Origin of the sequence: Lactobacillus sp. JM1, assembly GCF_009834385.1 — a bacterium.
GTDB classification, from domain to species: domain Bacteria; phylum Bacillota; class Bacilli; order Lactobacillales; family Lactobacillaceae; genus Lactobacillus; species Lactobacillus paragasseri.
Genome location: NZ_CP044412.1, coordinates 1704396 through 1727328, shown reverse-complemented (window position 1 = coordinate 1727328; position 22933 = coordinate 1704396). Strand labels below are relative to the sequence as shown.

Annotated in this window: 14 protein-coding genes; 10 read left to right on the top strand and 4 right to left on the bottom strand. The window is 35.0% G+C overall.

The features are described 5' to 3' along the window. Positions 1 to 143 precede the first annotated feature (143 nt). The 4 genes from F3I00_RS08900 to F3I00_RS08885 all read left to right on the top strand — a co-directional run bounded on the left by F3I00_RS08900 (position 144) and on the right by F3I00_RS08885 (position 5731). Positions 144 to 986 (top strand): PRD domain-containing protein, encoded by an 843-nt coding sequence (locus F3I00_RS08900; RefSeq protein ID WP_020807500.1) that lies wholly within the window; start codon positions 144 to 146, stop codon positions 984 to 986. Positions 987 to 1112: 126 nt separating this feature from the next. Next, positions 1113 to 3131, top strand: a complete 2019-nt coding sequence (locus tag F3I00_RS08895) for a beta-glucoside-specific PTS transporter subunit IIABC (protein ID WP_020807499.1) — start codon at positions 1113 to 1115, stop codon at positions 3129 to 3131. Between the two features lie 62 nt (positions 3132 to 3193). After that, positions 3194 to 4669: a glycoside hydrolase family 1 protein gene (locus F3I00_RS08890; protein ID WP_020807498.1), complete on the top strand. Its 1476-nt coding sequence runs from the start codon at positions 3194 to 3196 to the stop codon at positions 4667 to 4669. A 132-nt stretch (positions 4670 to 4801) separates the two neighbouring features. Further along, entirely contained in the window at positions 4802 to 5731 is a 930-nt protein-coding gene (locus F3I00_RS08885) for a DMT family transporter (protein WP_020807497.1), read from the top strand. Between the two features lie 65 nt (positions 5732 to 5796). Here the strand turns inward: F3I00_RS08885 and F3I00_RS10835 are convergent, their stop codons facing one another. From F3I00_RS10835 to F3I00_RS10825, 3 genes are read right to left on the bottom strand one after another with little or no spacing between them, the layout of a single operon-like run. Further along, positions 5797 to 5946, bottom strand: a complete 150-nt coding sequence (locus F3I00_RS10835; RefSeq protein ID WP_231110821.1) for a hypothetical protein — start codon at positions 5944 to 5946, stop codon at positions 5797 to 5799. Next, complete coding sequence (locus F3I00_RS10830) at positions 5939 to 6196, bottom strand: hypothetical protein (RefSeq protein ID WP_231110822.1); 258 nt, start codon at positions 6194 to 6196, stop codon at positions 5939 to 5941. The genes F3I00_RS10835 and F3I00_RS10830 overlap by 8 nt, the downstream gene beginning before the upstream one ends. Next, complete coding sequence (locus F3I00_RS10825) at positions 6193 to 6891, bottom strand: ATP-binding protein (protein WP_231110823.1); 699 nt, start codon at positions 6889 to 6891, stop codon at positions 6193 to 6195. The genes F3I00_RS10830 and F3I00_RS10825 overlap by 4 nt, the downstream gene beginning before the upstream one ends. A 217-nt stretch (positions 6892 to 7108) precedes the next feature. Between F3I00_RS10825 and F3I00_RS08875 the strand changes: the two genes are divergently transcribed. The 5 genes from F3I00_RS08875 to F3I00_RS08855 all read left to right on the top strand — a co-directional run bounded on the left by F3I00_RS08875 (position 7109) and on the right by F3I00_RS08855 (position 15946). Further along, a complete protein-coding gene (locus F3I00_RS08875; protein WP_020807496.1) occupies positions 7109 to 8872 on the top strand; it encodes an oligopeptide ABC transporter substrate-binding protein in 1764 nt (587 codons plus the stop codon). Between the two features lie 33 nt (positions 8873 to 8905). Continuing rightward, positions 8906 to 9079, top strand: coding sequence for a hypothetical protein (locus F3I00_RS08870; RefSeq protein WP_155761874.1), 174 nt, complete (start codon positions 8906 to 8908; stop codon positions 9077 to 9079). 212 nt (positions 9080 to 9291) lie between these two features. After that, positions 9292 to 11805 (top strand): excinuclease ABC subunit UvrA, encoded by a 2514-nt coding sequence (locus tag F3I00_RS08865; RefSeq protein ID WP_020807495.1) that lies wholly within the window; start codon positions 9292 to 9294, stop codon positions 11803 to 11805. Between the two features lie 77 nt (positions 11806 to 11882). Beyond that, on the top strand, positions 11883 to 12278 hold the full coding sequence (locus F3I00_RS08860) for a hypothetical protein (RefSeq protein WP_020807494.1): 396 nt from the start codon (positions 11883 to 11885) through the stop codon (positions 12276 to 12278). Positions 12279 to 12472: 194 nt separating this feature from the next. Beyond that, entirely contained in the window at positions 12473 to 15946 is a 3474-nt protein-coding gene (locus tag F3I00_RS08855; RefSeq protein ID WP_159311080.1) for a YSIRK-type signal peptide-containing protein, read from the top strand. Here F3I00_RS08855 and F3I00_RS08850 read toward each other — a convergent pair. Next, positions 15943 to 16992: an IS30-like element ISLga1 family transposase gene (locus F3I00_RS08850; protein ID WP_024272995.1), complete on the bottom strand. Its 1050-nt coding sequence runs from the start codon at positions 16990 to 16992 to the stop codon at positions 15943 to 15945. The genes F3I00_RS08855 and F3I00_RS08850 overlap by 4 nt on opposite strands. 545 nt (positions 16993 to 17537) lie before the next feature. Between F3I00_RS08850 and F3I00_RS10820 the strand changes: the two genes are divergently transcribed. Then, positions 17538 to 22859 (top strand): LPXTG cell wall anchor domain-containing protein, encoded by a 5322-nt coding sequence (locus tag F3I00_RS10820; RefSeq protein WP_236547639.1) that lies wholly within the window; start codon positions 17538 to 17540, stop codon positions 22857 to 22859. The last annotated feature ends 74 nt before the right edge of the window (positions 22860 to 22933 follow it).

Below are 22933 nucleotides of genomic sequence, written 5' to 3'. Positions count from 1 at the left end.
TATGTGAAAGCGCTATTATAATTACTGTAAATAAGCGGATTACTGATGCGATCAGGTCTGAGCTACTACAAATAATGATGATATACTTAAAGTGTATATTGTAGTTTGTGGTAGCTTTTTTCTATATAAAGGTGATTCGTCGGATGATATTTCTTAAAACATTTAACAATAGTGCAGCCTTGGTTCAGGACGATCAAGGCCAAGAACAAGTAGTCCTGGGCAAAGGCGTGGGCTTTGGCTTAAAGAAAGGCGATAAGATTGATGAGAATAAAATTGAAAGGCGGTTTACCGCTACTTCTCATCAAGATGAAGTCAATCAAGTTAAAGAAATCAATGCTTCAACCATCGATTTAACCAATAAGGTGATCCAGATGGTGGAGCCACTTCTAAATGTGAAGTTCAATGATTTTCAATACTTAGCTTTAGCTGACCATATTGATTTTGCTCTTTCAAGAATTGAAGATCATATTGATATGAGTGCTGCTAATACACGCTGGGAAGATAAGAATCTTTTTCCTAAGGAGTATAAGATTAGCGAAAAAGTCATTGCTTTAATTAATAAAGAAATGAAAGTCAACTTACCACCAAGTGAAAGTATTTTTATGACTTATCACTTCGTTAATGCAGCTTCTGATAATGATCAGGTTCAAGAAACAGTTGAGATCACTGAGTTGATTAGCGGAATTATTGATATTATTCAGTATCAATACCAAATGACTTTAGATACAGAGTCGTTTAATTATAGTCGCTTCATTACTCACTTAAGAGTATTATTGGTAAGACTTTTAAGAAATAAGCATCAAAAAAGTGGCGAACTTGATGATTCGCTACTAGCTTTTATGAAGATTAAGTACAATCATGCCTATGATACGGCAGAGAGAATCGCAACTTATTTACATAGTAAAAAGGGATGGACCCTAAATTCAGATGATAAGTTCTATCTTGTTTTACACATTTGGCGCGTGACAAACCGCCAAGAAAATTAAATATTTTCATATTTAGGTATGTTACTAATTCGATTAGGCAAGAACCCAAGTTACTGAAAGACATTGAACATTTACGTTCTCTAGTTTCTGTGTAGCTTGGGTTTTATTATTGGGAGGAAAAAAGCTATGGCTAAGAACTATGATGCTCTAGCAAAAACGATTATTAAGGACGTTGGCGGAAAAGACAACGTAATCAGCGTTGTTCACTGTACAACACGCTTGCGTTTTAAATTAAAAGATGAAAAAAAGGCTAATGATGATGCCTTAAAAGATACTGATGGTGTTGTTACAGTTGTTAAAGCTGGTGGACAATATCAGGTAGTTATTGGTAATGAAGTTGCTGACGTATACGAGGCAGTCTTAAAAGAAGGTGGCTTTTCTGGTGGTGGTCAAGTTGCTGATGACGATTTAGATGACAGCAATATGAGTTTAATGGATAAAGCTATCGATCTTATTTCAGGTATCTTTACTCCGATCTTGGGGCCAATGGCTGCAGCAGGTATGATTAAAGGCTTAACTGCAATGTGCGCTTCATTTGGCTGGCTCGCTAAAACCTCTGGTACTTATGAAGTTTTATATGCGATTGGGGATGGTTTCTTTTACTTCTTGCCACTTATTCTAGCAATTACTAGTGCTAAGAAGTTTAAGGTAGACCGCTTTACAGCCATTACAATTGGTGCTGCGATGTGTTATCCAGCAATGGTAGCAATGAATAGCAGCAAAAAAGTTTTGTTTGATCTATTTAACGGAACGTTCTTACATTCACAAGTTCATGCTACATTCTTAGGTATTCCAATTATTTCAATGAACTATACTTCAACAGTTATTCCAATTATTTTAGCAGTTTGGTTTGCTTCTGTTGTTGAAAAATGGTGCAAGGAATGGATTCCAACTGTGGTAAAAACTTTCTTAGTTCCATTTGTTACTTTACTGATTGTAGTTCCTTTAACTTTCTTAATTATCGGGCCGCTTGCTACTTGGATTGGTAATGCACTTGCTGCCATTACTTCAGCCGTTTACAACTTTAGTCCAGTATTAGCTGGAATTTTACTTGGTGGCTTCTGGCAAGTATTCGTTATCTTCGGTGTTCACTGGGGATTTGTTGCAGTAATGATGTCAAATATTGCTGCATTAGGTTATGACCCAATCTTAGGTTTATCATTAGGTGCTTCATTTGCACAAATTGGTGTTGTTTTAGCAATCTTATTACAAACTAAAGATCAAAAATTAAAAGGAATCGCTCTTCCAGCATTCTTATCAGGTATCTTTGGTGTAACTGAACCAGCTATTTATGGTGTAACTCTTCCACGTAAAAAGCCATTCATTTTAAGTTGTATTGCTGCTGGTGTTGGCGGCGGTTTAATCGGATTCTTTGGTACTAAGATGTACATGATGGGTGGTATGGGAGTCTTCGTAATCCCTGCTGCTATCGGTCCTAAGACTGGTGTTGATATGAGTGTTTACGGCTTAATGATTGCGATGGCTGTATCATTTGTACTTGGCTTTATTTTACAAATGGCTCTTGGTAAGAAGAGTGTTGATCAAGCTTATGATGAAAAACAAGCAAAAGCTGTTCAAGAAGTTGCAAGTCAAGCAGATGCTATTGCAAAAGCTGCTCCAAGCTTAGCAAGTACTAGCGACTTAAATGTTTCAACTGAACTAGTTAGTCCACTTGCTGGTGAATTATTGCCACTATCAGAAGTAAAAGATGAAGTCTTCTCAAGCGGTGCTATGGGTGAAGGCGTTGCTGTTGAGCCTAGCGAAGGAGTTCTCCATGCACCAGCAGATGGTAAAGTTGTAATGACCTTCCCAACAGGACATGCTATCGGAATGAAGACAAGCGATGGTGCAGAAATCTTGATGCACATCGGAATGGATACTGTTAATTTACAAGGACATGGTTTTGAAACCTTAGTTGCAAAAGGCGACGAAGTTAAAGCAGGTGATGAATTAGTTAAGTTTGATATCGATGCAATTCATGCTAAGGGCTATGTTGTAACGACACCAATCGTAGTTACTAACTCAAAAGATTATGAAAAGATCACTGTTGTAAGTCAAGGCAAGGTAAAAGTAGGACAAGAGATTTTAGACTTAGAAGGAGCTAGTGAAACAGAAGCAGCTAGTTCAAATCCGCAAATGGCTTAGATAATGTAATCGATTTCATATATAATAAAAATGATTAGTATTGAAAAAGAGGAGAAATATAAATGTCATTTCCAAAAAACTTTTTATGGGGCGGAGCTACTGCCGCAAATCAAATTGAAGGTGCGTATGATGAAGATGGAAAAGGATTATCAGTCACTGATATTACAACTGCTGGTAGTTTAGATGCACCAAGAATGTTGACTTATAAGTTGAATGGTAAGTTAGAAAAAACTCCAGGTATTCCTGGGGCGGGCTTGCCAGAAGGCGCAGTTGGTGCAATTGATCCAAATGAATATTACCCAAACCACGTGGCAATTGATTTTTATCACCACTATAAAGAAGACATTAAGATGTTTGCTGAAATGGGCTTTAAGACCTTCCGCCTTTCAATTGCCTGGACTAGAATTTTCCCTAAAGGCGATGAAGAAAAGCCAAATCAAGCTGGGTTAGATTTTTATCGCCGTGTATTTGAAGAATGCAAAAAGTACGGGATTGAACCTTTAGTTACTATTTCTCACTACGAAGATCCGCTATACCTCAGTGAAAAATACCATGACTGGGGCGATCGCAAAATGATCGATATGTATGTTAAGTATGCAACTACTTTGTTTGAAGAATACAGAGGACTGGTTAAGTACTGGCTTACATTTAATGAAATTAACTCAACGCTTTTAATGCTGAGTGCATTTGGTAATAATGTAACTGATGATAAGGTATATCAACATGCCTACCAAAAGTTGCATTATCAATTTGTTGCTAGTGCTCGCGCAGTTAAGATTGCTCATGCATTAGATCCTAACTATGTAGTTGGTAATATGATTTGCGGTATTGTAGACTATCCATTAACACCAGATCCTAAGGATATTTTGGCTAACCGTCATATGTGGGAACAAAATATCTTCTACTGCGGTGATGTGCAAGCAAAAGGTAAATACCCAACTTATGCTAAGCGTTTATGGAATGAACATAATGTTCATTTAGATATTACTGAGCAAGATCGAAAAGACTTGCTTGAAGGAAAAGTTGACATTTATACCTTCTCTTACTACATGTCTAACATTATTACTACCCATGAAGTAAAAGATAAAGTGGGCGGCAATTTTGCTGCTGGTGTTAAGAACCCATACTTGAAGTATTCCGAATGGGGCTGGGCAACTGATCCAGATGGACTTCAATATTATCTTGAAGTAATGTATGATCGCTACGACATTCCAATGATGGTTGTTGAAAATGGTCTTGGCGCAGTTGATAAGATCAGCGATGATGGCAAGATTCATGATGATTACCGGATTGATTACTTGAGAATGCATATTAAGGCAATGGAGCGTGCAATTGATGATGGTGTAGATCTAATTGGTTACACTACTTGGGGCTGTATTGACTTAGTTTCTGCAGGTACCGGTCAAATGAGTAAGCGTTATGGCTTTATCTATGTGGATAGAGATGATGAAGGCAACGGTACTTTAAAGAGAATGCCCAAGGATTCATTCTATTGGTACAAGAAAGTTATTGAATCTGATGGAAAAGATTTAGATTAATTTGAATTAAAAAATACTGTTCAGGTTGCTTACCTAATTGAACAGTATTTTTTTATCGAAATTACAATGATTGCTTAGAGTAACTATGCTATGATGATTTAGATTGATTTTTATTTGTGAGGAAGAAGCTGGATGGATAAGCAAGTTACTAGAAGCAGACTGTGGACAGTTTTGGCAGCTTTAGCAGCTGTGATGTGGGGAATATCAGGTTTATTTGCGGAGTCTTTATTTAAGATCAGTTCTAAAATTACACCTATTTGGCTGACACAAGTAAGACTAATTATTTCTGGGATTGTCTTATTAATCATTGCGACAATTTTACATCAAAAGCCGATTTTAGTTTTAAAAAACAAGAAAAATACGTTGCACATTATTGCTTATGGTGTATTTGGTTTATTACCAGTACAGGTTTTTTACTTTATTGTCATTGAAATGGCGAATGCTTCGATTGCGACTATCTTACAATTTATTGGACCGTTTTTTGTTCTTGCTTATCTTGCTTTAACTCATCAGCAAGTTTTAAGAAAGTTAGATGTTTTAGCAGCAATTATGGCTTTTATTGGTGTATTTTTGCTGTCAACTCATGGAAATTTGAATCATTTAGCAATCACGCCAGTGGCATTATTTTTCGGCTTATTATCTGCTCTAGGTGAAGCAAGCTATACTTTGATTCCAGTTAAAATTGTTAAAAGAATATCAAGTTTAGTTTTGACTGGCTGGGGGATGATTTTTGCTGGACTTGGTTTGGTGATTTTTCATCCTAGCTTTCCCGCTGTTCCAAACACCCCAAAAGTTTGGCTCCGGGTAGGAGCAATTATTATTCTGGGAACAATAGTGCCTTTTCAGATTATGGCGAATGCATTACGTTATGTTAAGCCGTCAACGGTTAGTTTGCTTGATGCGTTTGAGCCCTTATCAGCTACAGTTGGTTCAGTTTTAATCTTTGGTTTGGTGATGTCAGGGATGGATTGGCTAGGAACATTTTTAGTAATTGGGGCAGTTTTAGCTTTGAATTTCACACCTAAGAGAAAAATTAAAAAAACTTCTGAAAAGAGAATATAAAGAAAAGCTGGCAATATCTTCGCTTGAAATGGCGTTGGTATTACCAGCTTTTTTTGCTTGAAATTTTAGAATTCATTTAAGATCATTTCTTGTTCAATGAACTTGTCAAAATGCGGGAGTAAGAAACTGACATAGCCATAACCATCAGGTTTGATTACTTGATCATCTATTAATTTTCTCCGATAAACAGCTAAATAATTAGCACCTTTATTCATTATTTTCCCGATTTCTTGGCTTTTGACTTTTTGTTTTCCAACTTTTCCCATTGCTTGCACGAACTCCTTTTGAAAGATCATTGTAAACCTTAAAGTAAACATTGCGATTTAAATCACTCAAATAAATGTCTAAGATTTCGTCTACTAAAGAAAGAGAAATAGTCTTTTTATTCTGTTCTGTAGCATATCTCCAGATATGATAACCCAAAAGTTGAAAGGCATATGCAAATCCTTGTGTTTGCTTGGTCATATATAAAATAGTTTTATCATCAATATTGAAGTTGGCATTTTGAAAAATATGCTGTAGCTAAGTTTAATAGTTTCTAAGTTCAATGGATTGAGGACAATCCGATTAGCTCGCAGAAGAAAAGTTAAGACATCGTCATTTTGAATTTCAGAAACATTTTCTGGAAGACCAGCCATTAATAAAGAAACCTTAAGATTTTTTCTAATCATGATCTGATAACAATTGGCAAATTTCTTTAGTAAAGGAGTTAAATGAACCTCATCAATATTAATTAGCACATTTTTGCCTTTTCTTGTTAATTTCTCAAGACTAGTTTGCAAAATTTGTTGAAAATTGGCATCGATGTTTTGAGCTAAGGAAGCATTAATATCAATGCCGAGAAAGTTCATTTTTATATCTAAATTTTTAATTAGTTTTAATTTTAATAAATGTTCTTGAAGTTGATTAGTTAGAGAAATGAGTAAATCATTATCAAAGACTAAGTCAATAATGATCCAGTCTTTATTTTCTTTAAGTTTAGAAGAAATTTCAGACATAAGGGTGGTTTTTCCAGACCCTCTTTGACCATAAATGAGTGAAGTTTGAAATGGAGAATTTTCTCTATTTAATTCGTCGATTATTCTTTGAGATAAATTATCGCGTTTTAGAAAGATACTTGGCATTTTGCCAAAACTAGGATTGAAAGGATTATTATTCATGTGTATCATCTTTCTTTTTTTATAACTCTTTATAACTTTTGGCGATTTTTATAACTATCAGATTACACCTTAAAGAAAACAAGTGTATTAATACTAGATTTTTAATAAAACACAAATTTAGCCAAAAAATATTTTAATTTTGTATTGTTTTTTTCATTTTAATATCATATAATAAAAATCGAGAAATTTAAGTCATCTCACAAAGGAGGAGAACAAATTGAAAAAAGTTAAGTGGTTAGGAGCAATTACAGTATTGTCCGGTGCGGCATTAACTTTAACTGCTTGTGGGAACAATAACAACAATAATAACGCTAGCGACAAGAAAGTTAGCTTTAAAGAAGCTGTTCCTAAGAAACAAGTTAAAAAGGGTGGAACGTTAAAGTATTCAATTGAAAGTGACTCACCTTTCACAGGTATTTTCTTACCAGAATTATCTGATACTGCTACTGATGGTGAGATTCAAGCACCAGGAGTAGAAGGACTCTTCGATGTTAATGATAGCTATAAGATTAATAGTAAGGGTCCAGCTACCTTTAAGTTAGATAAGAATGCCAAGACAATCACTATTGAAGTGAAAAAGGGTGTTAAGTGGTCAGATGGTAAGCAAGTAACTGCTAAGGACCTTGAATATGCCTATGAGATCGTTGGTAATCCTAAGACTAAGACTTCAAGATATACAGATTCTTTAGCTAACCTTGTTGGGTTAGAAGAATACCACAAGGGAAAGAGCGACAAGATTTCTGGTATCGAAATGCCAAATGGCGAAGATGGCAGAAAAGTCGTTCTTCACTTTAAAGAAATGAAACCAGGTATGCTTCAATCTGGTAATGGTTACTTCCTTGAAACTGCAGAACCGTACCATTACTTGAAAGATGTGCCATTTGATAAGCTTTTATCTGATGATAAAGTTCGTAAGCAACCATTATTCTTTGGTCCTTACAAGGTTCAAAAGGTTGTTCGTGGTCAATCAGTTACTTATGTACCAAATGAACACTACTGGCGTGGTAAGCCAAACTTAGACAAGGTTACTATGGAAGTAATCGGAACTAACTCTGTTTCTCAAGCTATTAAGAGTCACAAGTTTGATATTACTGGTGTGCTTAACTCTCAATGGAACAACGTTAAGGATACTAAGGGCGTTAACTTCGTTGGTAAGATTCCTCTATCTTACAACTACTTAGGCTTTAAGGTAGGTAAGTTTGACAAGAAGACTGGCAAGAACGTTGAAGATAAGAATGCTAAGATGAACAATGTTTCATTACGTAAGGCGATGGCTTATGCAATGAACATTGACGCTGTTAGCAAGCGCTACGGTAATGGCTTGACTTTCCGTATTAACACCTTAATCCCAGCACAATTTGGCGACTTCTCTGACAAGAGTATCAAGGGCTATCCATATGACCTGAAGAAGGCTAATGAATTGTTAGACAAGGCTGGATACAAGAAGCGTAAGGGTGAAAAATACCGTCGCCAACCAAATGGCAAGAAGTTAACTATTAACGTTGCCGTTCGTAATACACAACCAAACGCTGAAAAGATCTGGACTAACTACCTCCAACAATGGCAAAAGATTGGCTTAGATGCTAAATTTGTTGGTGGTCGTCCAATGGAATTCAACTCTTGGGTACAAGATGTTCAAGCAGATAGTCCTAAGATTGATGTATTTGAAGGTGGTTGGAGCCTATCATCTGAACCATCACCAATGGACCTTTACAGTGAAGGTGCTCCATACAACATGGCTCGTTTTGTTTCTCCAACTCAATCTAAGCTTCTTACTAACATTGATTCAACTAAGGCCTTTAACCACAAGTACCGTGTACAAGCATTTGATAAGTGGCAACAATGGATGTATGACAATGCCTATGTTGTACCTACCACAAACAGTTGGTCAGTAACTGCAGTTAACAACAAGGTAACTGGCTGGTCACTTAAGCCATCAGCAAGCAATAGTAGATGGTACGATGTTGGCTTTAGCAAGTAATTTTTGATTTAAAACAATAGGAAGGAGAAAAATATGAAAAAATTATTATTATCAGTTGTAGTTTTGTTAACATTAGGCTCAGCACTGGCATTGTCTACTTCGAGTAAACTAAACTTAGCTGTTTTTGGTGGATCTAATCTTAACCGAATCGAAGTAGGCCCTGGTAGTGGTCGTTGGCCTGCCCCAGGACACACTTACTGGGGATAATTTTTAATTTATTCCATACATATAATCCTCATACATTAACACAAATTCTTAAATAATATTTCCTTAAATTAAATTTTCATAGTTATATTCCTACAGAAGGCTCTACTTTTATAAAGCAGAGTCTTCTTTTTGTATAGGCAACGATAGAATGGCTATTTTTTATAATAATTGTTGTAAGATAGTAGTTGATAAAAAGTAAGGAGGAACTGACTTTGACTGCAAAGTTACCAACTCAGATTGAAGTGCGTGGGGGACGTGTTCATAATCTGAAAAATATTGATGTTAATATCCCACTTCATAAATTTGTTGCAATCTCTGGTTTGTCAGGCTCAGGAAAATCTTCTTTAGCCATGGGTATCTTATATGAAGAAGGCTCAAGAAGATATTTAGATGCTTTGTCTACTTATATGCGCAGGCGAATCAAGCAGGGAAATCAGGCGAGCGTTACTAGCGTCAAGCATATTCCTTCAGCTTTAGCCTTAAGGCAGCGTCCAACTATTCCATCTGAACGCGCAACGGTTGGAACAATGAGCGAAACTTTTAATATTTTGCGGTTGATCTTTTCTAGATTAGGCTCGCCTGTTTGTCCTAATGGTCACCGTTTAAAGCCAAGTCTAGAAATTGCAGAAGCAATGGCAAAGTCAGGTGAAGAAATGGGTCAACTTACTTGTCCAGTTTGCGGTGTTAAGTTTTATGTGCCAAGTGCTGAGCAATTTGCCTTTAATTCTGATGGAGCTTGTGAAGAATGTGGCGGGACAGGAAAAGTACGTCAATTGGATGATAGTAAGTTGATTGCTGATCCTAGTCTTTCTATTAAAGATGGAGCAGTTGCTTCGTGGTCGCTACCTGGTAGAAACTTTATGCCCAATGTAGCAGAACATGCGGGGGTTAGGATTGACATTCCCTATAAGGATTTAACTGATAAAGAAAAAGATTTTGTTCTTAATGGTCCTGAAAAGAAGTATAAAATGGACTTTTTATCAGGAACGGGGAGAGTTTTTCATGATTTTAATGCCCTTTATGAAAATGCTCACCAAGCCGTTTTACGTTCTGCCAAAACTAGTAAGAGCGAACGTGCGCAAAAGCGGATTTCAGAATTTTTCTCATATCAGACTTGTCCTGTGTGTCATGGTTCAAGATTAAAGCCAGGATTATTGAAGCAATTAGTAGGTAGTTTAAATATTAACGAAGTAGCTGAAATGCCGTTAGGTGATTTGATTGCTTGGAAAGATCAAGTGCTTAAGAGTTTACCAGCTGAGATGCATAAAATGGCCAGCGCCTTATTCACAGAGTTTGTGGAGAACTTGCAACCACTACTTGATTTAGGCTTAGATTATTTAACAATGGCTCGAAATGGTAACACCTTATCCACAGGTGAATTACAGCGAATTCAGTTAGCACGCACGTTGAGAACAGAAACAACTGGCGTCTTATATGTCTTAGATGAACCTTCAATTGGGCTACATCCTGCTAATGTTGATGGCTTAATTAAGGTCTTGCATAAATTAGTAGCACAAGGAAATTCACTAGTAGTTGTGGATCACAATGTGGATATTATTAAAGCAGCTGATGAAATAATTGAGATTGGACCAGGATCAGGTGAACAAGGCGGTGAAATTCTGGATCAAGGTAGCGTTGATCAAATAAAAAAAGACAAGCACTCTTTAATTAGACCTTATCTTGATGGAACTGCTGAATTAATGGGGAGAAAGCGAGCAGAAAAAGTTAACTCTGTAAAAATTTCATTTAATGTGGATCATTATTTTAATCTGCAAGATGTTCATGCGAATATTCCTGTTAATCAATTAACTGCTGTGACTGGATTTTCTGGAGCAGGTAAGACAAGTTTAATTCTAGATAGTTTAGTTCCAGCAATTCAAGCACAAGCAAAAGGTGAAAATTTACCTAAACAAGTTAAGAACTTTGAATCGCCAATTAATCAAGTAGTTAGCGTTGATGCTTCACCAATTGGTAAAAGTACCAGGTCAACTGTTGCTACATATACTTCAATTATGGATAATTTACGTAAATTATTTGCTCGGCAGCCTCTTGCAAAAAACAAGCATTATACGCCAACTTACTTTTCTTATAATAATAAACAGGGAGCTTGTCCAACTTGTGGTGGAACTGGAATTGTAACTTTAGATATTCAATTTTTACCTGATATGCAGCAGATTTGTCCGACCTGTGAGGGTAATCGCTATAATCCAGAAGTTCAAAAAGTAAAGTGGAACGGCTACTCAATTGTTGATATTTTAAATTTAGATATTAATGAAGCAATTCCTGTTTTTAAGAAAGAACCTAAAATTGAGCGTGACTTACTTTTATTAAAAGAAGTGGGACTAGATTATCTTCATTTAGGTGAAAGTACACCAACTTTATCTGGTGGAGAGGCACAGCGTTTGAAGTTAGTGACACATTTAAGTCATAAACAGGACGATACTTTATTTGTATTTGATGAGCCTACAATTGGATTACATCCGCTTGATGTGAAAGTTTTAGTTCAAGTAATGCAGAAATTGCTAGATCAAGGGGCAACTATTATTATGATTACGCACGATCTAAATATGATAGTTAATGCAGATAATATTCTTGATTTAGGTCCACGTGGCGGAAAAAATGGTGGAAAAGTCGTTGCTGCAGGACAAACACAAGATTTGATTAACCATCCCGTGAGTTTAACAACAGAATACCTTGCTAATTATTGGCGGCAGTTTAAAAAATAGAGCCTTAGGTTAAGCAAGAAGAAAAGCGAATGTTTTATAATTTATATGAAGAGAAAAAGTAGAAAGTGCGGAAGATCATGAAAGAAAAAGAACAAAGTACAGTTGTGGGACAGCTGTTGATCTTAAATATATTTGCAATCCTTGCAGGTTACTATTTTATTACTACCATTGATGAATTTGTTAAACAACGTGAATGGTGGTATGACTTACTAGTTTTACTAATCGTAATTTGTGAAGTTGTCTATAACTGGATTCAGTTGATGAAGGTTAAGGGTAAAATTAAAAAGATGTCTTTGACTTTATCGATAATAACTTTAAGTGCATTTTTAAGTGGAACATACTTTAGCGAAATTTGGAATAAGATTCAAAAAGGCAGTGGTTATCGGAATACGATGATTTTAGTCATCTTTTGGGTGTGCTTGTTGATAATTTGGAATATAGTCTTGTGGAAGAGATATAAAAAGAATAATTAAGGTAGAAAACATAATTGTCTAGTTGATAATTATGTTTTTTATTTTGGGATGGTTTAAGAATGAAGATAACTTTTGATAGTAAATGTTTTTTATAGTAACTAAAAATAAGTCAAGACTAATACTAAACAAACTTAGGTGTTAAAATGTAAGTGTGTTATTTATTACAGCTAGTATTTATTAGGAGATAGTAATCGATGAACAATAGAAAATATATAAAAAATAGTGCTAACGCAAGACAACGTTTTAGCATTCGTAAACTTACCATCGGTACAGCTTCTGTTTTATTGGGAACAGTTTTTTATTTAGGAACAAGTGAAACGACAGCTCAAGCTGCAAGCGCTGATAGTGCAGAGAAAGAAGTGCAGACTGTAGCTACTTCCCCAATTGTAAAAAATGAGGCTACAACAGTTAAAAGTTCAGCAGATACAAATGCTAAAACTCAGATAGTTCACCAAAAAACTGCTGAATTAGCAAAGACAGATGTAGAAAATAAAACAGATAAATCTACTGTTCAAGCTACGGAGGCTAATGTAGATAAAAAAGACGATAAACCAGTAGCAACTAAGGATGTAAATTCTGCTGAAAAGGTACGGCAAAATACTCAAACTTTAGATACCTTAAAAGCAGTTCCAACTAACACGGCTGAACTTAATGAAAGTAAGGCAGAAAATACGTATACTGACTTTACTGTAGACAAGGATAAAATTGATACTGAAGATTCAGTAACATTCAATTTTAGTACTAATGAAGCAAAAGCTGGGGACGTTTATAAGATTGTTATCCCCGAAACAACCACGGATGGATTTGACGGCACGACTAAAGATGGTGAGTCTACTGATAAAAATCCTGCTACTATAGATTCAGTAGATTTTGGTCAATTTGATAGTAGCTACGGAACAGCAACTAAAACTTATGATGCAGATAAAAAACAATGGGTAATTACTGATACATTTACGCATGATAATACTAGTAGTCAGCCAATTATTTTAACTACTTCAAATCATTTTAGAGATGACAAACTTCATTCAACTGGTACGTTCACACGCCAAGCATTTTTATATAAGAATGATCATCTATTAAAGACCGTCGAATTTAAACAGACTGTAACAGATTCCGTTTATTTATATTGGGAACAGGGAGGAGATTCTAAAAATTCCCTTTATACGACAAAAGGAAATAAGGTAAATGTAGATTCTAATGAAAATTATCCTTTATTAGCTAATACAGACTATGAATGGCATTTAAATATAAGTAACTTTAACGAAAATTTCAATTATGGTACGACTTTAGAAATTCCAATGCCAGAAAATTTTGTTTTAAATACTGATGCTACAAATAAAGCTAATAATTCAGATCTATCTGCATATAATGCTAGCTTTAGTCAAGATGGTACAGTAGTAAAACTTACGTTACCACAATTAAGTGAAGCTCAACTAAGCAGGGCATCAAATATTTATAGTGCAGTTAAAATTATTGGTCAGTTTAAAATGGATGTTCCAAGAGGAAATACGCAATTATCCAATTCGAATCAACCAACAATAACTCAGCAGACTAATGCTGTAGGGGATAAGTCTAGTAGTTCCATAAATCCGGTTACAGTAACTATTTTAGGAAAAGATCACGGATTAGATAGTTTGCCAATTGGAGATATATTTACTGCAACTATTGACCCGGATAGATATGAGTTTAAGAGCGATGGCAGTATTGATGACAGTAAGCCAGTTACTCCAATGGAAGATACACGTAACCATAATTTAAATAGTTCTATTTCTGCAAGAAACACAACGGCCTATAATTTAAAAAACGTAGTAATGACTGTTAATATTCCAGATGGAATGAATATAAGTGGTTTATCAGTTCCTTCAAACACTAATGGATTTAAATATACTTTTACACTCGCTGATGGAACAACTGAAACGGGTTCAGTTGATGTCAACAATCAATCTACAATTTTAAAAGATAATGCGGGCAAGTTGATTAAGAAAGTTGTTCTGACTTTTGACGAACTTAATGCTTTTGAATCTACTCCTAATTTTGGCCTAAATGGTGTATTGGCTAAAACTTATGCAGATGGCAGTGAGGTTAAAGTAGGTAATAATTTACATACTGACTTGTATGTGACTGCTGATGGTATTAATAATTCAAGTGCCCCAGCTCTCTTTACTCAAAATCAAATTATTGTTGAAAAAATTCCAGTTAGGCCCGAGGTTCACTATAATACCATCACGGCTTCTGGAAGACAGGATAATAAAGTTCCTGGAGCATCAGAAGCTGGTCGTATTTCTTCTTATATTTCTGACTTATTAAACAAGCCTGAAAAATTGACTTATTATGCTGTGTTACCAATTAATACAGTTTTATCAAGCATTAATAAAACTGCATTACCTAGAGATGTAAAGATAACTAGCTTTAAAGTAAATGGTCGTACAGTTGTTAAAATTTCTGGTGAATTTACTGCAACTAATCAAAATTGGGAGCTAGTCTTAAATAATTCAAACTTAATTACGCACCTTAACTTATCAAGTGATTTGCAAGTTTACTTAGCATTACCAGAAGGCAAAAAGTTAAGTAATACTTCTTATCGTGTTACTGATCAATCTTTACTACCATTTGTTGAAAATTCTGAAAATGCTTATCGCTTAACCACAAGTAACTGGGATGTTATTGCAGCAACAGGAACTTACTCTAAGAGTCTGGCTCAAGGTAACCAAGATATTGATTTATTATTTAAAGGACAATCAGATGATAAAGGTTCATGGAATATGACCTTTTCTAATGTGTTGGTTAACTCAGAAGACAAAGATACTTACAATGCTGTAGTGGTTTCACATGTACCTGGAACTGATGATGGCAAGTCTCAATTTGATTTTAAGCTAAAGGATGCAAATTCAGTTCAAGTAGTAAATACCGCCACGGGAGATATTATTGAGTCAGGTATAGAAAAATATTATTCTACTGAAAATATTAATTTGAATAGTATTAAGTGGGATGATCCTAGCTTGAAGTCACATTTTGTAACAGCTGATAAAGTAACTGATTGGGCAAAGATTAAGACAGTACTAACAACGATTTCTGTTGTTCCTGCTAATAGTACTTATGGCGTTACTCTAAATGGTTATGATCCAACTTTTGAAAAAGATCTGAATAAGACTGCTTATGGATCTTCTGTTGCCTGGACGGATTTACTTAAACCAATTGTTATTAACGCAGGAGATAAAAATTCAGCTTCTATAACTATTTCTGGGCAATCAACAATTAACTTTAAACTTCATTTTAATGATGGTAGTCAAGCAGATATTTTAGTGCCAGATATAAATCATACTTATAAAGATGGCGTTGATACTGTCAATAAGTCTGACTTTATTAAGGCAACTAAAAATAGTGACTATGATAATGCTGTTAACAATAAGGATTATTCCCTAATTCCTAAAGCTGTACTTGACGCCATTCCTAATGGTTATGTATTAGATGTTGAATCTGGCGCTAAGATTGAAAACTCTGATACTAAATATCCTAATGGAATGAAAAATGGAACTGCTGAATTTGGTAAGACATCAATGTATTACTTTGATGGCGATACCGTCGTTTATAACTTGATTAAAGCTAATAGTTTTACTAAAAAAAAAATTGTCGTAAATTGCAATAATAAATTGAACACTTTTGGTTAAGCTGCTTGATAGATTCGATCTAATTCTCTTTCAAAGATTTCATCTGGTGTATGATAAGCTAAGATCTTTCTTGGCAATGAGTTGCACCAGGTTTCAATGTCAATGATATTTTGTAAAGAATAGTTAGCTATTGCTTCTCCTTTAGGAATGAATCTGCGAATAAGACCATTGTGTCTTTCAACTGTTCCCTTATCACAAGAAGTGTAAGGATGGGCATAGTAAACCAGTGTATTGGAGGCTTCTTCTAGGTTGGAAAGATCCGCAAATTCTGAACCATTATCAGTGGTAATAGTTTTAAAAATATCATTCCAGTGTTCACTGTATTGTCTTTGGAGTTCTTTAAAGGCCTGCATGACACTGATAGAAGTCTTGTCGGGAATACGAATAATTAAGAATTCACGACTCATGCGCTCAGATAAGGTTAACAGCACTTCATCATCTTTAGTCTTATGTCCAAGGACCAAATCGCATTCCCAATGACCGAATTCATTACGTTCACTAATTTCTTTTGGACGTTCTTCAATACTTCTGCCAAGCTTTTTCTTGTTTTTGCGAACACGATGAAGCTTGGTATTGCGTTTAAGCTTCTCAGGCAAGTCGTAATTATAAATGCCTAATAAGCCCTTATCAACGTAATTATAAAGAGTTTTGGTGCAGACAACATCGCTGCTAGAGAATTCGCCAGCAACAGTGGCACGATTACTGCAAACATCAAGCGACCAACCGTCTTTAAAGAAATGTTTGTGGACATAGTGAATAAATTGATTTTTTTTGAGAAAGTCTGATTTACGCCCACAATTTTTACGATGAGCTTGATATACATCATGTCCTTGAGTAGCCTTGTATCTTTTGACTTTACCATGATACAGTTTTACAGTGCCACGTTTAACCTCATAACTGATAGTAGAAGGAGAACAGTTGAGTTCACGAGCAATTGCACGCAAAGAGCAGCCATCTTTCAAACGCAATTGAATAATAACTCGCTCTTCAAATGATAAATGCTTTCCTTTAACGTGCCGATTCATGGTAGAATGTAAAGAGTCCATTTTGACCTCCAATAGAAAGTTTTTGTGGTTATTAACATTCTATCAAACAGGTCCGAATGGACTTTTTATTTTTCTAAAGTGTTCAATTTGATTTTACAATCAACGAAAAAATAATTGTTAAAAGAAATGTTAAATTTGAAAATATTGATAAACCTGGTGTAGCTTTAAAACCAGATTACAATAAAAAACTAGATCCTATAGAAGTCTCTGGATTATATAATCCTTTAACTGGCAGAATAATTAGTATTGCCGATTTTTCAAGTAAGACATCGAGCTTAGATTTAAAAGAATATAGTTTCCCAGATGAAATTAATGGGCTAATTTATCAGTCTGCCAACGCTACTGTTAGTTATAATCAAAATCAAGAACACGTTATACCTAAAGTTTCTGGAAGTTTAATAGGCTCATATGTACGTGTTAGAGGAATAGGTACAGGTAAATTTGATACTAAAGGAAAAGCATATAATATTAATGATCCATATAATATTAAAGAATTAAGTGCTGCAAAAGTAGATGATAATACAATTGAATTCGATCAAAATATTTTGATTCAGTATGGAAGTAACCATGCTAACTTAGTATTGATTGGACAAGCGCTTGGAAAAACAAATCAGCTATTAGATTCTTCTATTGGAAATGATAAAGACAAAATCACTTTCAAATATACTGATAAACAACTACAGCGTGATGGCTATACTTATAAGATTTATTACGCTGAAGATGGTAGTAGTTTGGCTTCTTTAGCAGCCAGTGCAATTGGTTCGGTAATAAATGGTGAGGATGCAGTTCATGCTATTAATCAATCTTGGCTAATAAATTATGCGACACAAAATAGCTTTCCTGCTTATGATAGTTTAGCAGATGCCTTGAAGGCTAATAACCAATATGATTCAAGTGCTGATGGTAATGTCGTATCAGATTATACTCAGAATTTCTTTGTGGTTTATACGCCCGTGCAACAAGAAAAACAAAACTTTTATATAATTAGTGACAATGATCCATATAGAAGAGATCCGATAACTAAGCAATTTGCATTGCCTGAAACTACTCAAGATGCAGATAAATCTGGAACAGATTACTTTAAGATACAGGGAAATAAGGGGAGTGAAGTGATCCCGTATAATGAATCTGGTGGAGCAAGGTATAACTCCTTATATAATCAGGGGTCTGCAACTAATTATAGTCAAGGACAGTATGATTATGATGCAAATGGTAATCTGATCAAACATAATCCAGGTATACCTTCAGATGATTCTAATCCGTATTTAAGTGGACTAATGGTTTATCAACGGACAGGTTACTATATTGATGAAGCAATATATGAATATAAAGATTCTCAAGGTAAAAAACATCAAATTAAGTTTAATGTAGAATTAACCAAAAATTTTGATCTAAGCCAAGCTGTTAATGTGTCATATTCTAGTGATAATGGCTTATTACCTATCTTGAACTATTTAACAAGTGGTCCATCAAATAGTGGTAAAAAGTGCTACTTGATGCCAGAAAGTTATACTTCAGATACAACTCCTTATAAAATTAAAATTTCTGGTAGTGAAGATTGGAAAGTAAAAGACGATGAATCAGGAGTCAGCTATGTAGATATACCCGCGGATGAAATATGGACCTTTGATAATACTGACTACGATTCTAGTAAAATGCAAGATCCTAGTCCTCAAATTCTACACTTACATTATGCTCCGACTCCGTTGTCAGAAGATGGTAGTGTAGCTAAGGTACAAATTCACTACGTAGATGTTACGGGAGTAGATCATTTAAATCCGGAAAATCAAGGAATTACTTATAAGCTAAATCCAGCAACAAGTAAGTATGGAGCTTATATGGGGAATGAACTGGAATTAGATAACCAGGGCAATCCTCCATCAATATTTAATATTGCTAATGTTGATCAAAGCTATGATAATACCAATAAAGATAATGAAATTGTTTCAAAATTGGCTAAAGAAGGATATGTTGTTGTTCAACGTGATAAACAAACCCGTGGTAAGCAACAATTTAATATCTTTGATAGCGATCAAGGAAATGGATCATATGATAGTAATGATGCCGGAATGAGATATAGCGGCTATTTATGGGCAACTTTAAACTACTATGTTTTCCTCAAAAAGCAGGCGCAATATCCAGCAAATTATCAGGTTCTCTTAGAAAATGATAATGGCACGGTTGAAAAAGAATTAGTTGGCTTAACTGAATTAGGAATAGGTGGCCAGGATGAAGATATTGCCACTAGTTTTGCAGATCCAACTGGACATAGTTTAGAAACACTTGAACAAAAGTATCAAAGTATTATTGATACTTTGAAGAAAAATCCTAAGTATAAAAACTATGATTTTGTTCTAGAACCAACAGATAATAAAAAATTAAAAGTAACAGATAAAATTAACGGTAACTTTAGTGATACTGAATCTAAGTTATTTACTATTTATGCTACCTATAAGAAAGGTAAAGTAACTGTTCACTACATTGACGTAAATGGTTCTGCTAAGACTAAAGATTTCAATCCAAGCGATGGTACAGAGATTTCTGATACTGCCCAGAATTTAACCGATAAAAATTATGGTGATAGTTACAGTAACGAGCTTTGGGATTATGCACAGAATAATTATATTTTGGCAGCAGATGTTCCTAATGCAGCAACAAGTGGTATAATTTCTGCACCAAATAAGGATGTTTATGTATATTTAAAACATGCTACGACCACTACTGTTCAAAACGCTACTCTACATGAAAATATTAAGTATCAATATAAAGATGGTTCTAAAGTTGCAAATGATTATGACCGTACAATTAAATATTCACGTACAAAAACTCATGATTTAGTGACAAATAATGATAGTGAGTGGAGTGCATGGAAACCAGTCATTAATCAAAAAGATACTAATTTTGAAACTGTGACTTCACCATTAATTAATGGGTATACTGCTGACAAGAAAGAAATTACTGCTCCAGTTCCAGTTGATAGTGATTTTGAAAATGAAAAGACTCATAATTATAACTATGTTGTGACCTACAGTCTTGACAATCAAAAGATCATAGTCAACTATATTGACGATACGACAGGTAAGACTTTATCTACTAAAGAGCTTAATGGTAAATCCGATGAAAAATCAGACTATACGACTAAAGATTCAATTGCTAATTATGAAAAGCAACATTATGATTTAGTTTCTGACGATACAAATGGAAATGAATTGCTCTTTGATCACGATGACGACGTGGACCAGGTTTACAACGTTCATTTGACTCATCATATGACGCCAATTAATGATACGAAGACGATTAACGAAACTATTCATTATATTTATGAAGATGGCAAAACTGTAAGTCCTGATGTAGTTGGTACACCCGTAGTCTTCACCCATGATGGAGAACGTGATGAAGTAACTAATAAGGAACACTGGAACGATTGGAAATCTGAAAAAGATAGCTTTGATGCAGTAAAATCACCAGAAGTAGCTGGATATACACCTGATATTGATACTGTTCCTGAAATAAAGGTAGAACCAACTGACTCTGATATTGATAGAACAGTAACGTACAAAGCTGATGAACAAAAAGCTAAATTGAGATTTTACGATGATACTGATCATAAATTTATCGAGTTAGCACCTGATATTAATACAACTGGCCAGAGCAATGGAAATATTAGTTTCAATGTTCCTTATGACTTTTCAAATTACAGTTTCATCGAAGTTGATAGTAGTAATGATCCAGCGGATAAATCTAACAAATTAAATGGAGATACTTTAGATAAAGTAAACTATGGTAATTTTGATAAGGATAAAAATACTGATCAAATTTTTATAGCTCACTTTACTCACAAGACCGCACCAGTTAAGGATACGAAGACAGTAACTGAAACAGTTCATTATGTTTATGAAGATGGTACAAAAGCTCATGACGATGTACAAAAAGAAGTAACATTCACTAAGACAGGAACTAAGGATTTAGTAACAGGTGAAGAAAAGAGCAATTGGAGTAAATCAAAAGAATTTGAAGAAGTAGTTTCTCCAGAAATTGCAGGTTATACACCAGATCAAGAAAAGATCGATTCTGTCACAGTTTCACATGATTCAAAAGATATTGTTAGGATAGTGACTTATAAGGCAAATCCGCAAAAGATCACAGTAAACTATGTCGATGATACAACAGGTAAGACTTTAGCTACCAAGGAGCTTAATGGTAAATCTGATGAAAAGTCAGGCTATACAACTGGTGATTCAATTGCTAATTATGAAAAGCAACATTATGATTTAGTTTCTGATGAAACAAATGGAAGTGAATTGATCTTTGATCACGATGATAAGGTAGACCAAGTTTACAATGTACACTTGATCCATCATCTGTCTTCGATTAGTGATACAAAGACGATTAATGAAACGATTCATTACGTTTATGAAGATGGCAAGACTGCAAGACCTGATGTAATTGGTACTCCAGTAGTTTTCACTCGTGATGGAGAACGTGATGAAGTAACTAATGAAGATATGTGGAACGATTGGACGACTAAAAAGGATAGTTTTGATAAGGTTCAATCTCCAGAAATAGTGGGATATATACCTAATGTTGATGCTGTTCCTGAAATAAAGGTAAAACCAACTGACTCTGATATTGATAGAACAGTAACGTACAAAGCTGATGAACAAAAAGCTAAATTGAGATTCTACGATGATACTGATCATAAATTTATTGAATTAGCGCCAGATATTAATACTCTAGGTAAGAGCAATGAAAATATCAGTTTCAATGTTCCATATAATTTATCAAACTATAGTTTTATTGAGGTTGATAGCAGCAATGATCCAGCAAATAAATCTGATAAGTTGAATGGTGATAGTTTAGATAATGTAAATTATGGCAGATTTGATACGGATAAGAATGCAGATCAAGTATTTATTGCTCACTTTACTCACAAGACTGTACCAGTTAAGGATACAAAGGCAGTAACTGAAATAGTTCACTATTTATATGAAGATGGCGCAAAAGCTCATGATGATGTTCAAAAGCAAGTAATATTCACTAAGACTGGGAGCAAAGACTTAGTAACTGGTAAAGAAAAGAGCAGTTGGAGCGGTCCACAGGTATTTAATGAAGTGTTCTCTCCAGAAATTCCAGGTTACACACCAGATCAAGGAAAGATTAATTCTATGGTTGTTTCAAAAGATTCGAAGGATATTGAACGTACAGTAATTTATAAAGCTAAACCTGTAGAACCGACAACACCGGACAAGCCAACACAACCAAGTAAGCCAACAAAGCCGGAAGAACCGACAACACCAGGTAAGCCAGTGCAACCGAGTGAACCAACGAAGCCGGAAGAACCGACAACACCGGGTAAGCCAGCACAACCGAGTGAACCAACGAAGCCGGAAGAACCGACAACACCAGGTAAGCCAGTGCAACCGAGTGAACCAACGAAGCCGGAAGAACCGACAACACCGGGTAAGCCAGCACAACCGAGTGAACCAACGAAGCCGGAAGAACCGACAACACCAGGTAAGCCAGCACAACCGAGTGAACCAACAAAGCCGAAAGAACAAACAATACCTAACAAGCCAAATCAATCGAATGAAACAGAATCACCTAAGACTTCTGAACAAATTGGCAAAATAAATGATTCTAATAACGCAGGTGCTTCAAACACTTCTACAAGCTTAACTCATACAACTTATGCAGTTGGAACTTCAAGAAATGTCACATCAGCTAAGCAAATTAATCGTGCTAGAACAACACTACCGCAAACTGGTAGTCAAAAGACAGATTTATCATTAGCAGGATTAGCATTAGCTTCTGTCGGAGCAATAATTGGACTAATTGGTGGTAAAGAAAGGAAGAGAAGAAAAAGATAAAAATTAAATAAATACGAAAAAAGATGCATTTTTACTGTTTGAAGCAGTAATATGCATCTTTTTTGTCCTATTTT